This window comes from Streptomyces sp. NPDC045701 (genome assembly GCF_056432045.1).
This window is the reverse complement of record NZ_JBWKJV010000005.1, coordinates 103,414-116,856: the sequence shown is the minus strand read 5'-3', so window position 1 is coordinate 116,856 and position 13,443 is coordinate 103,414. Positions and strand designations below refer to the sequence as shown.

At 71.9% G+C, this 13,443-nt stretch carries 10 protein-coding genes; all 10 read left to right on the top strand.

Translation table 11 applies throughout. The features are described from left to right. The first annotated feature begins 40 nt into the window (after positions 1-40). The 10 genes from AC07DW_RS08305 (at position 41) to AC07DW_RS08260 (ending at position 13,438) form a co-directional block, all read left to right on the top strand. Positions 41-979 carry a carbohydrate ABC transporter permease gene (locus tag AC07DW_RS08305; RefSeq protein WP_478856832.1) on the top strand — a complete coding sequence of 313 codons (939 nt, stop codon included), beginning with the start codon at positions 41-43 and terminating at the stop codon, positions 977-979. Beyond that, complete coding sequence (locus AC07DW_RS08300) at positions 976-1,887, top strand: carbohydrate ABC transporter permease (RefSeq protein ID WP_478856831.1); 912 nt, start codon at positions 976-978, stop codon at positions 1,885-1,887. The genes AC07DW_RS08305 and AC07DW_RS08300 overlap by 4 nt, the downstream gene beginning before the upstream one ends. Before the next feature lie 3 nt (positions 1,888-1,890). Continuing rightward, on the top strand, positions 1,891-3,036 hold the full coding sequence (locus tag AC07DW_RS08295) for a Gfo/Idh/MocA family protein (RefSeq protein WP_478856830.1): 1,146 nt from the start codon (positions 1,891-1,893) through the stop codon (positions 3,034-3,036). Further along, positions 3,033-3,863 (top strand): DUF6807 domain-containing protein, encoded by an 831-nt coding sequence (locus AC07DW_RS08290; RefSeq protein WP_478856829.1) that lies wholly within the window; start codon positions 3,033-3,035, stop codon positions 3,861-3,863. Before AC07DW_RS08295 ends, AC07DW_RS08290 begins: the two co-directional genes overlap by 4 nt. Beyond that, positions 3,860-5,422: a glycoside hydrolase family 43 protein gene (locus AC07DW_RS08285; protein ID WP_478856828.1), complete on the top strand. Its 1,563-nt coding sequence runs from the start codon at positions 3,860-3,862 to the stop codon at positions 5,420-5,422. Before AC07DW_RS08290 ends, AC07DW_RS08285 begins: the two co-directional genes overlap by 4 nt. A gap of 35 nt (positions 5,423-5,457) precedes the next feature. Continuing rightward, positions 5,458-7,443 carry a pectinesterase family protein gene (locus AC07DW_RS08280; protein WP_478856827.1) on the top strand — a complete coding sequence of 662 codons (1,986 nt, stop codon included), beginning with the start codon at positions 5,458-5,460 and terminating at the stop codon, positions 7,441-7,443. Between the two features lie 12 nt (positions 7,444-7,455). Continuing rightward, on the top strand, positions 7,456-8,805 hold the full coding sequence (locus AC07DW_RS08275) for an ABC transporter substrate-binding protein (RefSeq protein WP_478856826.1): 1,350 nt from the start codon (positions 7,456-7,458) through the stop codon (positions 8,803-8,805). A gap of 116 nt (positions 8,806-8,921) precedes the next feature. After that, a complete protein-coding gene (locus AC07DW_RS08270; RefSeq protein ID WP_478856825.1) occupies positions 8,922-9,731 on the top strand; it encodes a rhamnogalacturonan acetylesterase in 810 nt (269 codons plus the stop codon). Between the two features lie 23 nt (positions 9,732-9,754). Continuing rightward, positions 9,755-11,038: a pectate lyase family protein gene (locus tag AC07DW_RS08265; protein ID WP_478856824.1), complete on the top strand. Its 1,284-nt coding sequence runs from the start codon at positions 9,755-9,757 to the stop codon at positions 11,036-11,038. A 225-nt stretch (positions 11,039-11,263) separates the two neighbouring features. Next, entirely contained in the window at positions 11,264-13,438 is a 2,175-nt protein-coding gene (locus tag AC07DW_RS08260) for a cellulase family glycosylhydrolase (RefSeq protein WP_478856823.1), read from the top strand. The last annotated feature ends 5 nt before the right edge of the window (positions 13,439-13,443 follow it).

The following is a 13,443-nucleotide window of genomic DNA, read 5'->3' as shown; positions in this document are numbered from 1 at the left end:
CAAGCGCTTCACCCCACGCAATGACGAACGGAGACATGTCATGGCCCAAGCCGCAGCCGTGGCGAAACACCCCCGGTCCGGCCGGCGCCGCACGGGGACCGGAGCGGAACCACGCCGCCTGCCGTATCTGCTGATCGCCCCCGCCGGTCTGCTGATGCTGGGCTTCATCGCCTACCCGGTACTGAGCGTCTTCTACTACAGCCTTCAGAACTACAACGTCACCAAGCCCTGGAAGAACGGCTTCGCGGGCCTCGACAACTTCACCCGCGTCTTCACCGAGGACCCGCTCTTCTGGCCCACGCTCGGCTTCAGCGCCAAGTGGGTCGTCGTCCAGGTCGGCCTGCAACTCGCCCTCGGGCTGATGCTGGCGCTGCTGGTGAACCAGACGTTCGTCGGCCGGGCCGTCGCCCGCGCCCTGGTCTTCTCGCCGTGGGCCGTCTCCGGCGTCCTGACCACCACCATCTGGATGCTGCTCTACAACCCCTCAACGGGCATGAGCCGCTACCTCGCCGACCTCGGCATCGGGGCGTACGGCACCTCCGTGCTCTCCGACACCGGCACCGTCTTCTGGGCGGCCGTCGTGGCCGAACTGTGGCGCGGCGTCCCCTTCTTCGCCATCCTCATCCTCGCCGACCTCCAGTCCATCCCGAGGGACCTGTACGAGGCGGCGTCCGTCGACGGAGCCGGCCGGCTGCGGCAGTTCTTCCACATCACCCTGCCGCACCTCAAGGACGCGATCATCCTGTCCACGCTGCTGCGCGGCGTCTGGGAGTTCAACAACGTCGACCTGCTCTACACCCTCACCGGCGGCGGCCCCGCCGGGGTCACCACGACCCTGCCGCTGATGATCGCCAACACCGGTATCGAGGGCCACGACTTCGGTTACGCCTCCGCGCTCACCACCGTCGCGTTCGTGATCCTCCTCTTCTGCTCGATCCTCTATCTGCGCCTGAGCAAGTTCGGAGGCGACCGCACATGACCGCCCAACTCGCGGAAAAGGGCACCGACGCCCGCGTGCCCGCGCCACGGGGACCGCTGCCCCCCTCCCGGCCGCGCACGCCCAAGCGGGAACGCGCCTTCGACGACGTACCGCGCTGGCAGATCTACGTCCCGCTCGGGTTGTACCTGCTCTTCACGCTGGTGCCGTTCTACTGGATGCTGCTGTTCGCGCTGCGGCCCGCCGGGTCGACCTCGCTCGTGCCGTGGCCGCTCACCTTCGAACACTTCGACAAGGTCTGGAACGAGCGCAGCTTCGGCGTCTTCTTCCAGAACAGCATGCTCGTCGGACTCGCCACGCTGGTGACCACCACGCTCATCGCCCTGACCGGCGGGTACGCGCTGGCCCGGTTCGACTTCCGGATCAAGAACGGCTTCATGCTGGCGCTGCTGTGCTCTCAGTTCATCCCGGGCGCGCTGATGCTGGTCCCGCTGTTCGAGATCTTCCGCGAACTGCGGATGATCAACTCGCTGGGCAGCGTCATCATCGCCGAGACCGTCTTCCAGCTGCCCCTGTCGATCATCCTGATCAGCGGATTCATCAAGAACGTGCCGGTCTCCCTGGAAGAGGCCGCCTGGGTGGACGGCTGCTCCCGCCTCCGCGCCTTCCTCGCGGTCGTCCTGCCCCTGCTGCGGCCCGGACTCATCGCGGTCGGCTCCTTCGCCTTCGTTCACAGCTGGAACCACTTCCTGTTCGCCCTGATGTTCCTCAGCCGGCAGGACCGGCAGACCATCCCCGTCGGCCTCAACACCCTCATCGGATCGGACAGCGTCGACCTGGGCGCCTTGGCGGCGGGCGGTGTCATCGCCGCCGTCCCGGTGGTGATCGTCTTCGCGTTCATCCAGAAGTGGCTCATCACCGGCTTCAGCGCCGGAGCGGTGAAGGGCTGACCCATGAACCCCATCCCCCTCGTCCTCGCGGGCGCCCGCGGCCACGGCCGATGGCACCTGGACAACATCCGGCGTCTCCAGCGGCGCGGCGCGGTACGGCTGGCGGGCGTCTGCGAGCTGGAGCCGCTCGACGCCGCCGCACTCGACGGCTTCGACGGCGTGACGCAGTCCTCCGACTTCGCCGCCCTCCTCGACACCACCGGCGCGGGCATCGCCGTCATCTGCACCCCCATCGACACCCACACCACGCTCGCGCTCACCGCCGCCCGGCGCGGAACGCACATCCTGCTGGAGAAACCGCCCGCCCCCTCCTGGGCGGAGTTCCGGCGCATGGCGGACGGCGTACGGGAGGCCGGCACCGCCTGCCAGATCGGGTTCCAGTCCCTCGGCTCCCACGCCCTGCCCGCCATCGCCGACCTCGTCGCCGCCGGCACCATCGGCGACGTCACCGGCATCGGGGCCGCCGGCGCGTGGGCCCGTGACGAGGCGTACTTCCGGCGCTCCCCATGGGCCGGGAAACGCCGGCTGGACGACGGCACGGACGTCGTCGACGGCGTCCTCACCAACCCGCTCGCCCATGCCGTGGCCACCGCCCTCGCCCTCGACGGCAGCCCGCGCGCCGAGGACGTCACCACCATCGAACTCGAACTCGCCCGTGCCAACGACATCGAGGCGGACGACACCTCCTGCGCCCGCGTCACCACCGCACGCGGCACGCACGTCACCGTCGCCGTGACCCTCTGCGCCGAGCGGCCCGGCGAGCCGTACGTCGTCGTCCACGGCAGCCACGGCCGCATCACCCTCTGGTACAAGCAGGACCGCGTCCTGGTCCAGCGCGCCGGACACGGCCCCGTGGAGACCCTCCACGGCCGCACCGACCTGCTGGAGAACCTGGTCGCCCACGTACGCGACGGCGCCGGCCTGCTCGTACCGCCGGAGCGCACCGGCGCCTTCATGCGGCTCGTCGACGCCGTGCGCACCGCCCCCGAGCCGCGCCGGCTCCCCGAGGGGACCTGGTACGCCGACGGGAACCGCCGGGTCGTCAAGGGTGTCGACCGGCTCGTCCGGGCGAGCGCCGACACCCTCTCCCTCTTCTCCGAGCTCGACCGGCCCGAACCCGGCCTCCCCGGACTGGAGATCTCCCCATGACCGTCCTCCTGCACTGCGCGGGACGCCCCGTCGCCCGCTACCTCCACCGGCCCGACCTCGCCACCGGCCTCTCGCCCCGCCCCTACCTCCACCCCGTCACCACCCCCGGGGGCACCCCCGTCACCGAGGAACGGCCCGAGGACCACCGCCACCACCTGGGCGTCTCCGTCGCCGTCCCCGACGTCGCCGGCCACAACTTCTGGGGCGGCCGCACCTTCGTACGCGACCGGGGACCCACCGCCCTGGACAACCACGGCGTCCAGCACCACGACGACTGGAAGCTGCGCGACCCGGACGGTTTCGTCGAGGACCTGACCTGGCGCGCCGCCGGCCGCGAGCTGCTGCGCGAACGCCGTACCGTCTCCGCCGCCGGACTGACCACCACCGCCTGGGCGCTGGACTTCACCTTCTCACTCACCAACCCCGGCCCCGCGGACCTCACCATCGGCTCCCCGGCCACCAACGGCCGCCCCGGCGCCGGCTACGGCGGGTTCTTCTGGCGCGCCCCCAAGGAGGCCACCGCGCCCGCCGTCTTCACCCCGGACGCCGACGGGGAGGAGGCCGTCCACGGCCGGACCGCCGACTGGCTGGCCCTCCGGGGCACCACCTGGACGCTCGTCTTCGCCGGCGCCACCGACGCCACCCGCCGTGACCCGTGGTTCGTACGGACCGAGGAGTACCCCGGCGTCGGTTCCTCCCTCGCCTGGCGGGAGCGCCTCACGGTGCCGGCCGGGGCGACCGTGGTCCGCCGGGTGGTGACGGTCGTCGCCGACGGCGCCCCGGACCGGGGCGAAGCCACCGCCCTCGTACGGAGGGCCCTGTCATGACACCCGTGTGGACCGCCGACCTCGGCGACGGCACCTACCGCAACCCGGTCCTGAACGCCGACTGGTCCGACCCGGACGTGATCGCCGTGGGCGAGGACTTCTACCTCACCGCGTCCAGCTTCGGCCGCGCCCCCGGCCTGCCCCTGCTGCACTCCCGCGACCTGGTCAACTGGTCGCTCATCGGCCACGCCCTGGACCGGCTCGAACCCGCCGCCGAGTTCGCCGCGCCCCGCCACGACCGGGGCGTGTGGGCGCCGTCCCTGCGGTATGCCGACGGCCGCTTCTGGATCTTCTGGGGCGACCCCGACCACGGGATCCACCAGATCAACGCCGAGCACGTGCGCGGCCCGTGGAGCGAGCCGCACCTGCTCAAGGCGGGCCGGGGACTGATCGACGCCTGCCCGCTGTGGGACGACGAGACCGGCGAGGCCTACCTCGTGCACGCCTGGGCCAAGTCCCGGTCCGGCGTGAAGAACCGGCTCACCGGCCACCGGATGAGCCGGGACGGCCGCACCCTCCTCGACGACGGCAGGGTGATCGTCGACGGGGACCGCATCCCCGGCTGGTTCACTCTGGAGGGACCCAAGCTCTACCGGCACGGCGGCTGGTTCTGGATCCTCGCCCCGGCCGGGGGAGTGGACACCGGCTGGCAGGGCGCCTTCCGGTCACGCGACTTCTTCGGCCCGTACGAGGAGAGGATCGTCCTCGCGCAGGGTTCCACCGGCGTCAACGGCCCGCACCAGGGCGGCTGGGTGCGCACGCGGGCGGGCGAGGACTGGTTCCTGCACTTCCAGGCGCGCGGCGCGTACGGCAGGGTCGTCCACCTCCAGCCGATGGCGTGGGACGCGGACGGCTGGCCCGTGCTCGGCGACCGGGGCGAGCCCGTGCTCGTCCACCGCAAGCCGGCCGCCCCGCCGCAGCCCGTGGAGGCGCCCGCGACCGACGACGCGTTCCCGGGCGGGCGGTACGGGCGGCAGTGGCAGTGGACGGCCAACCCGTGCGCGGGGTGGACCGTCGAGCACGGCGGTGACGGGCTGCGGCTGGCCTGCGTGCGGAGCGCCGACGCCGGCGACCCGCGCCGACTGCCGAACGTGCTCACCCAGCGCCTGCCCGCCGAGACGTTCACCGCGGAGGTGGCCCTGGAACTGGAGTCCACCGAGGCCGGTGCCCGCGCGGGGCTCGCCGTCCTGGGCGACGCCTTCTCGTGGATCGGGCTGGAGCGGGGCGCGGACGGCCGGGTGATGCTGGTCCACCGGTTCGCCGAGGCGGTCGCCGAGCACGAGCGGGACGCGGCGCACGCGCGCGTGGTGCCGGACGGGGGGCACGCGCGCGTGGCGCCGGGCGCCGGGGGCGGGCCGGTCCGGCTGCGCGTCGAGGTGTCGGCGGGCGCCCGCTGCCGGTTCCACGCCGACACGGGCGACGGGTGGCGGCCGTCGGGGCCGGTCTTCGCCGCCACGCCCTGGCGCTGGGTGGGTGCCCTGCTCGGGCTGTTCGCGGTGGCTCCCCCGGGACCGGGGAGCGCCGGGACGGCCACGTTCACCGAGTTCCGCGTCACCTGACCTTCCTGTACGTCCCTTCGTCGATCGGAGCCGCCATGCGACTACGTAGCAAGCGCTTGCCGACCAGGATGTCGGCCACCGTGACCGCCCTCGTCGCCGTCCTCGCGCTCGGCACGGTGTCCCCCGCCGGGGCCGCGCCGCCCGCACCCCGCCCCCCGGTGGCGGACCGGTGGGCCGACGAGCCCCACGGCTTCGCCTCCCTCGCCGGCGGAACCACCGGCGGCCGGGGCGGCAAGGTCGTCACCGTCCGCACCCAGGCCGACCTCGCCCGGTACGCGGGCGCCGCCGAGCCCTACGTCATCCGGGTCGCCGGCGCGATCGACGTCGAGCCCTTCGGGTCGTCGGTCACCGTCGCCTCCGACAAGACGATCGTCGGCGCCGGCACCACCGGCGAGATCGTGCACGGCGAGCTCCAGCTCAAGCCCGGCACGCACAACGTCATCATCCGCAACCTCACCCTGCGCGACTCCTACGTCGAGGGCGACTGGGAGGGCAAGACCACCGACTTCGACGGCATCCAGATGGACTCCGTCCACCACGTCTGGATCGACCACAACCGCTTCACGCACATGGGGGACGGGCTGCTCGACGTCCGCAAGGACAGCCAGTACGTCACCGTCTCCTACAACCGCTTCGACAACCACAACAAGGCGTTCGGCATCGGCTGGACGGACAACGTCACCACGCAGATCACCATCGACCACAACTGGTTCAGCGGCACCAAGCAGCGCAACCCGTCCGCCGACAACTGCGCCTACGCCCACCTCTACAACAACTACCTCTCCGCCCAGGTCGCCGACGGTGACCCGGTCTGGTCCTACGGGAACTGGGCGCGCGGCCGCACCCGCATGGTCATCGAGAACAGCTACTACGAGGACGTCCAGCACCCGTACCAGGCCGACGCCACGGCCGAACTGGTGGAGCGCGGCTCCGTCCTGAAGGGCACCACCGGCCGCCACGACGAGTGGGGCGCCGCCTTCGACCCGCGCTCCTTCTACGCCTACCGGCTCGACCCGGCCGCCGCCGTACCCGCGCTGGTGAAACGCTTCTCCGGGCCGCAGGGGAACCTGGGCACCGACACCGTGCTCGACGTGCCCGCCGCCTACCCCACCGTCCAGGCCGCCGTGGACGCCGTCCCGGCCGGCAACGACGGGCGCGTCACCGTCCGGATCGCCCCCGGCACGTACCGGGAGAAGGTCCGCGTCCCCGCCGACAAGCCGCGGATCACCTTCCGGGGCACGGGCCGGGACCGCGCCGACACCGTGATCGTGTACGACACGCCGAACGCCCACGGCGGCTCCTCCGGCAGCGCGACCGTCCTGATCGCCGCCTCCGACGTCACCGCCCGCAACCTCACCTTCGTCAACGACTTCGACGAGGCGGCGGTCGAGCTGAACGCCGAGCAGGCCCTGGCGATGAAGACCACCGGTGACCGGATCGTCTTCGAGAACACCGCCTTCAAGGGCAACCAGGACACCCTGATGACCGACAGCCCCAGGCTGGACGCCATCAGCCGGGTCTACATCCGCGACTCGTACATCGAGGGCGACGTCGACTTCGTCTACGGCCGGGCCACCACCGTCATCGACCGGTCGCTGATCCGGGCGCTCAGCCGCGGCTCCGCCACCAACAACGGGTACGTCACCGCCGCCAGCACCTGGAAGGACAACCCGTACGGCTTCCTGATCACCCGCTCCCGGATCGTCAGCGACGCCCCGGCCGGCTCCTTCCACCTCGGCCGGCCCTGGCACCCCGGCGGCAACCCGGACGCGGTCGGCCAGGTGCTGATCCGGGAGACCGAACTGCCCGCGGCCATCAAGTCCTCGCCGTGGACCGACATGAGCGGCTTCTCGTGGCGGGACGCCCGCTTCAGCGAGTACCGCACCTACGGACCGGGCGCCGCCGTCACCCCCGACCGCCCGCAGATGTCCGACACCGACGCCGCCCGCCACGAGGTCGCCGACTACCTCGCGGGTCCGGACGGCTGGGCCCCGCACACCTCCCGCACCCGCACGAGCTGAGAAGAGAGTGACATGACCCACCCCCAGACCCACAGACGCCGTCGTACCGCCGCGACGGCCGTGTCCCTGGCCGCGGCGCTGGCCCTGACCGCCACCGCGTGCGGCGACGACGGCACCGCCGCCGCGGGCGAGGAGGGTTCCGGCAAGGGAACCATCACCTTCTGGGACAACAACGGTGGTGTGCGCACCGCCGTCTGGCAGGAGATCATCAAGGACTTCGAGGCCAAGAACCCCGGCATCGAGGTCACCTACGTCCCCATCCCCAGCGAGGACGTGCAGTCCAAGTACGACACCGCCATCGCGGGCGGCGGCCTGCCCGACGTCGGCGGCGTCGGTGCCGCGTACCTCGCCAACATCGTCGCGCAGAACGCCTTGGAGCCGGTCGGCGACCGGATCGACACATCGCCGCTCAAGGGCAAGCTCGTCCCGACCATGGTCGCCTCGGTCAAGTCCGCCGGGGGCCGGGGCGACGAGATGTACTCGGTGCCCACCTCCGCCAGCAACGGCACGCTGTACTACCGCACCGACCTGTTCAAGGCGGCGGGCCTGGAGGCGCCGACCACCTGGGCGAAGTTCTACACGGCGGCCACAAAGCTCACCGACGCCGGCAAGAACCGGTTCGGGTACACCATCCGGGGCGGCGCGGGCTCCATCGCCCAGGCGCTGGACGCCATGTACGGGCAGTCCGGCATCACGTCCTTCTGGAACGCCGACCGGACGAGGACCACGGTCAACGACCCGAAGAACGTGGCGGCGCTGGAGAAGTACACGGGGCTGTTCAAGACGGCCACGCCCGAGGCGGACGTCAACAACGACTTCAAGAAGATGGTCGCCCAGTTCGACACCGGCTCCATCGGGATGCTGAGCCACAACCTCGGCTCGTACACCGACCACGTGAAGGCCCTCGGCAAGGACAAGTTCGCGGGCATCCCGAACCCGCTGGGCCCGAACGGCACGCGAGTGCAGGTCTCCAACCCGGTCGACGGGCTCGGGCTGTTCAAGAGCAGCAAGAACAAGGCCGCGGCCTGGAAGTTCATCGAGTTCGCCGTCTCGCACGAGTCCAACAGCAAGTGGAACGAGTCGGCGGGGGCCATCCCGTCGAACACCGAAGCCGCGGGCGACCCGTGGATGAACGAGGCCGAGGCCACCAAGCTGGGCGCCACGGCGCTCACGGACGGCTCCACCAAGATCGTGGAGCTGCCCTACTACCTCCCCGACTGGAACAAGATCAGCAAGGCCGACAACGAGCCGAACTTCCAGAAGGTGCTGCTGGGCGTGATGACGGAGAAGCAGTTCCTGGACACGCTCGCCGAGCAGCTCAACGAGGCGCAGGCCGAGTGGAACGAGCGGAACACGTCCTGACCCGCGGCCGCCCAGAGGCCGGGCGGGCCCCGCTCGGGCGGGTCCGCCCGGCCCGCGCCGGCCGGACGCCGTCGCGGGCCGGCTTCCCCTTCCCCCGTACGAGAGGTCTCGCACCCATGTCCCTCAGCCGCAGACGGACCGTGGCCGCCCTCGCCGCCGCCCTCCCGCTGGTGCCCGCCGGCGCCGGGGTCGCCGGGGCCCGGCCGCGCAGCGCCACGGTGTGGATCGCCGGTGACTCCACCGCCGCGCGGAAGCACCCGGACGCCGCGCCCGAGACCGGGTGGGGCATGGCCCTGCCCATCTTCCTCACCCCGCACCTCACCGTGGCCAACCACGCCATGAACGGCCGCAGTTCGAAGAGCTTCATCGACGAGGGCCGCCTCGACACCGTCCTCGCCGGCATCCGCCCCGGCGACCTCCTCCTCGTCCAGTTCGGGCACAACGACCAGAAGGCCGGCGACCCCGCCCGGTACACCGAGCCGTGGACGACGTACCGCGAGCACCTGCTCCGGTACGTGGCGGGGGCGCGGGCGCGGGGGGCGCGGCCCGTGCTGCTCACCCCGGTGGAGCGGCGGAGGTTCGACGCCGGGGGCGACGCCGTGCCGACGCACGGGGAGTACCCGGCGGCCATGCGGGCCCTCGCCGCCGAGCGGGGCGTGCCGCTCGTCGACGTACAGGCCGCGTCGCTCGCCGAGTGGCGCAGGCTCGGGCCCGAACCGTCGAAGGAGTACTTCAACTGGCTCGCTCCCGGCGAGTCGCCCAACTATCCGGACGGCAGGCAGGACAACACCCACTTCCGGCCGCGCGGCGCCATCGAGGTGGCGCGGCTGGTGGCGGCCGGGCTGCGCGCGCACGGCGTGCTGGCCGCCCGCGACGTACGGCGGCTGGAGGAGCCCGTCCCCGCCGCATGGATCACCTGGCCGTGAACCACACACAAGGAGTCTCGGACATGCGTACCCGCATCATGGGCGTCACGCTCGCCGGTTGCACCGCCCTCGTGCTGTCCCTCACCCCCGCCCACGCGGCGGCCGACCCGGGGCGTCAGACCCTCGCGGCGGGCGACGGCTGGGCCTCGGAGGGGGCCGGCACGAGGGGCGGCGCCGCCGCCGACGCCGCGCACACCCACACGGTCAGGACCTGGGCCGAGTTCAAGGCCGCGCTCGCGCCGGGCGACGGCGCCCCGCGGATCATCCGGGTGGTGGGCACGCTCGACGCCACCGAGGGCGGCTGCGCGGCGTTCGAGGCCGACGGTTACGACTTCGACCGGTACCTCGCCGACTACGACCCCGCCGTCTGGGGGTACGAGACCCCGGTCAGCGGCCCCCAGGAGGACCTGCGCGCCGCCTCCGCCCAGGCGCAGGGGCGGGCCGTCAAGGCGTACGTCCCCGCCCGCACGACCATCGTCGGTGTCGGCAGGGACGCCCGGATCACGGGCGGCAGCCTGCAGATCCAGAACGTGGACGACGTCATCGTCCGCAACCTGACCGTGGAGAGCCCGCTCGACTGCTTCCCGCAGTGGGACCCCACGGACGGGGCCACGGGCGCGTGGAACTCGGAGTACGACGCGATGGTCGTGCACGGCTCCACGCACGTGTGGATCGACCACAACACGTTCACGGACGGGCGGTACCCGGACAGTTCGCTTCCCCGGTACTTCGGCGAGATCTACCAGCAGCACGACGGCGAGCTGGACATCGTGCGCGGCGCGAACCACGTCACCGCGTCCTGGAACGTCTTCGCGGACCACGACAAGACGCTGATGATCGGCAACAGCGACGGCGCGGCGGCGACCGACGCCGGGAAGCTGAAGGTCACCCTGCACCACAACCTCTTCACCGGCGTCGTCGAGCGCGCGCCGCGCGTCCGCTTCGGCCAGGTCGACGCGTACAACAACCACTACGTGGTGAGGAGGGACCAGGTGCCCGCGTACGCGTACAGCTTCGGCGTGGGGATGGAATCGCGGCTGTACGCGGAGAAGAACGCCTTCACCCTGCCGGAGGGGACAGCCGCCGGGAAGATTTTGAAGAAGTGGAAGGAGGCGCCGCTCACCGCCGTGGGCAACCGGGTCAACGGCCGCGCGGCCGACCTGATCGCCGCCCACAACGCGCTGAACCCGGACAACCCCCTCCGCTCCGGCGCCGGGTGGACGCCCACGCTGCGGACGCGGGTCGACGACCCGCGGGCGGTGCCGGCCGTCGTGGGCGCGCGGGCCGGGGCCGGAAAGGTCTGCTGAGCGGGCCCCCGTGCCGGTCCTGGGCGGGCCCCGCGCCGGTCCTGGGCGGGCCCCGCGCCGGTTCCGGGCGGGGACCCCGGCCCGTCCCGGGGCGGGCCCCGCGCGGATCCTGCCCGGAAGGTTGACAGCTCCTGTGGCGCCTGGCTTCATGAACAACGCTATTGGGAGCGCTCCCACTTTCTCTACGTGCTTCTCGTTCCGGCCGAACCGACAGAAGGGCACACAGTGGGACAGTCACGTGAACGGAACCGGCCGCCGGGGCGCCTGCGCGCGCTGGCGGCGGGTGTGATCAGCGCGGGATTGCTGGTGGCCGCCGTCCAGTCCGCCCCGGCGGCCGCCCGGCCCGCCGCGGACCCGGCAGCCATCGCCGCACCGGCCGCCACCCCGGGGACGGCCGCCGTCGCCGCCTCCGGGGACGACTGGCTGCACACCGAAGGCAACAAGATCGTCGACGCGAACGGCGACGAGGTCTGGCTCACCGGCGCCAACTGGTTCGGCTTCAACGCCGCCGAACGGGTCTTCCACGGCCTGTGGTCCGGCAACATCACCCAGATCACCCGGTCCATGGCCGACCGGGGCATCAACATCGTCCGCGTACCGATCTCCACCCAGCTGCTGCTGGAGTGGAAGAACGGCCGGGCGACCGTCCCGAACGTCAACGCGCACGCCAACCCGGAGATCGCCGGGAAGACCTCCCTGGAGGTCTTCGACTTCTGGCTCGCCCTGTGCAAGCAGTACGGCATCAAGGTCATGCTGGACGTGCACAGCGCCGAGGCCGACAACTCCGGCCACGTGTACCCGGTGTGGTGGAAGGGCACCGTCACCACCGAGCAGTTCCACAGCGCCTGGGAATGGGTGACGGCCCGCTACCGCGACGACGACACGCTCGTCGCGATGGACGTCAAGAACGAGCCGCACGGCAAGGCGAACGAGACCCCGCGCGCCAAGTGGGACGGCTCGACCGACCAGGACAACTTCAAGTACGCCTGCGAGACCGCCGGCAAGCGCATCCTGGCCATCAACCCGAACCTGCTGGTGCTGTGCGAGGGCGTCGAGGTCTACCCCAGGGCCGGCGTGAGCTGGACCTCCACCACCCCGACCGACTACCACTCCACCTGGTGGGGCGGGAACCTGCGCGGCGTCCGGGACCACCCCGTCGACCTCGGCGCCGGCAACGACCAGCTGGTCTACTCGCCGCACGACTACGGGCCCCTGGTCTTCGCCCAGCCCTGGTTCACCGGCGACTGGAACCGCACGACCCTCGAACGGGACGTCTGGGACCCCAACTGGCTGTACCTGCACAAGGAGAACAAGTCGCCGCTCCTCATCGGCGAATGGGGCGGCTTCCTCGACGGGGGCCCGAACCAGAAGTGGATGACGGCCCTGCGGGACCTGATCGTGGAACACCGCATCCACCAGACCTTCTGGTGCATCAACCCCAACTCCGGTGACACCGGCGGCCTGCTGCTCGGCGACTGGAAGTCGTGGGACGAGGAGAAGTACGCGCTGCTGAAGCCCGCCCTGTGGCAGCACGGCGGGAAGTTCGTCAGCCTCGACCACGAGGTCCCCCTCGGTGGCACCGGCAGCACCACGGGCCTCAGCCTGCGCGAGGTGTACGGGGACGGCGGCGGCCCCGGCGACCCGGCGGACACCACCGCGCCCACCGCCCCGACCGGCCTGACCAGCACGGCCCGGACGGCCACCAGCGTCTCGCTGTCCTGGACGGCGGCGACCGACAACGTCCGGGTGACCGGCTACGACGTGTACCGGGGCGCGGTCAGGGTCAACGCGGCACCGGTGACCGGCACCACGTACACCGACACCGGCCTCACCCCGGCCACCGCGTACGGCTACGCGGTACGCGCCCGGGACGCGGCGGGCAATGTGTCGGCCCCCTCCGCCGTGCTGAACGTGACGACCGCGCCGGGCGGCACCCCGTCGGGCGCGGTGAAGGTCCGGTACAAGAACAACGACGCGTCGCCCACGGACAACGCCATCCGGCCCGGACTCCAGGTGGTCAACACCGGTTCGGCGGCACTCGACCTGAGCACGGTGTCCGCCCGCTACTACTTCACCCGCGACGGCGGCTCCCCGTCCGTCACCGCCTGGTGCGACTACGCGGCGGTGGGGTGCGCGCAGGTGAAGCTGCGTGTCGTCCCGCTGACGGCACCGGTCGCCGGCGCGGACGCCTATCTGGAGGTGACGTTCACCGGCGGTTCCCTGGCCGCCGGGAGGGACTCCGGGGACATCCAGGTGCGGATGAGCAAGTCCGACTGGTCGCCGTTCAACGAGGCGGACGACCACAGCCGCTCGGCGTCGACCACCTACGCCGACGCCCCGGCGATCCCCGCGTACACCGGTACCGCCCTCGCCTGGGGCGCACCGCCGGCCGGAGCCTGACCGGG

What these genes read in the sequence shown, in the direction of transcription:
- AC07DW_RS08275 (WP_478856826.1), top strand. Translation starts at nt 7,456, where the DNA reads ATGACCCACCCCCAGACCCACAGACGCCGTCGTACCGCCGCGACGGCC.
- AC07DW_RS08295 (WP_478856830.1), top strand. Translation starts at nt 1,891, where the DNA reads ATGAACCCCATCCCCCTCGTCCTCGCGGGCGCCCGCGGCCACGGCCGA.
- AC07DW_RS08270 (WP_478856825.1), top strand. Translation starts at nt 8,922, where the DNA reads ATGTCCCTCAGCCGCAGACGGACCGTGGCCGCCCTCGCCGCCGCCCTC.
- AC07DW_RS08290 (WP_478856829.1), top strand. Translation starts at nt 3,033, where the DNA reads ATGACCGTCCTCCTGCACTGCGCGGGACGCCCCGTCGCCCGCTACCTC.
- AC07DW_RS08280 (WP_478856827.1), top strand. Translation starts at nt 5,458, where the DNA reads ATGCGACTACGTAGCAAGCGCTTGCCGACCAGGATGTCGGCCACCGTG.
- AC07DW_RS08265 (WP_478856824.1), top strand. Translation starts at nt 9,755, where the DNA reads ATGCGTACCCGCATCATGGGCGTCACGCTCGCCGGTTGCACCGCCCTC.
- AC07DW_RS08285 (WP_478856828.1), top strand. Translation starts at nt 3,860, where the DNA reads ATGACACCCGTGTGGACCGCCGACCTCGGCGACGGCACCTACCGCAAC.
- AC07DW_RS08305 (WP_478856832.1), top strand. Translation starts at nt 41, where the DNA reads ATGGCCCAAGCCGCAGCCGTGGCGAAACACCCCCGGTCCGGCCGGCGC.
- AC07DW_RS08300 (WP_478856831.1), top strand. Translation starts at nt 976, where the DNA reads ATGACCGCCCAACTCGCGGAAAAGGGCACCGACGCCCGCGTGCCCGCG.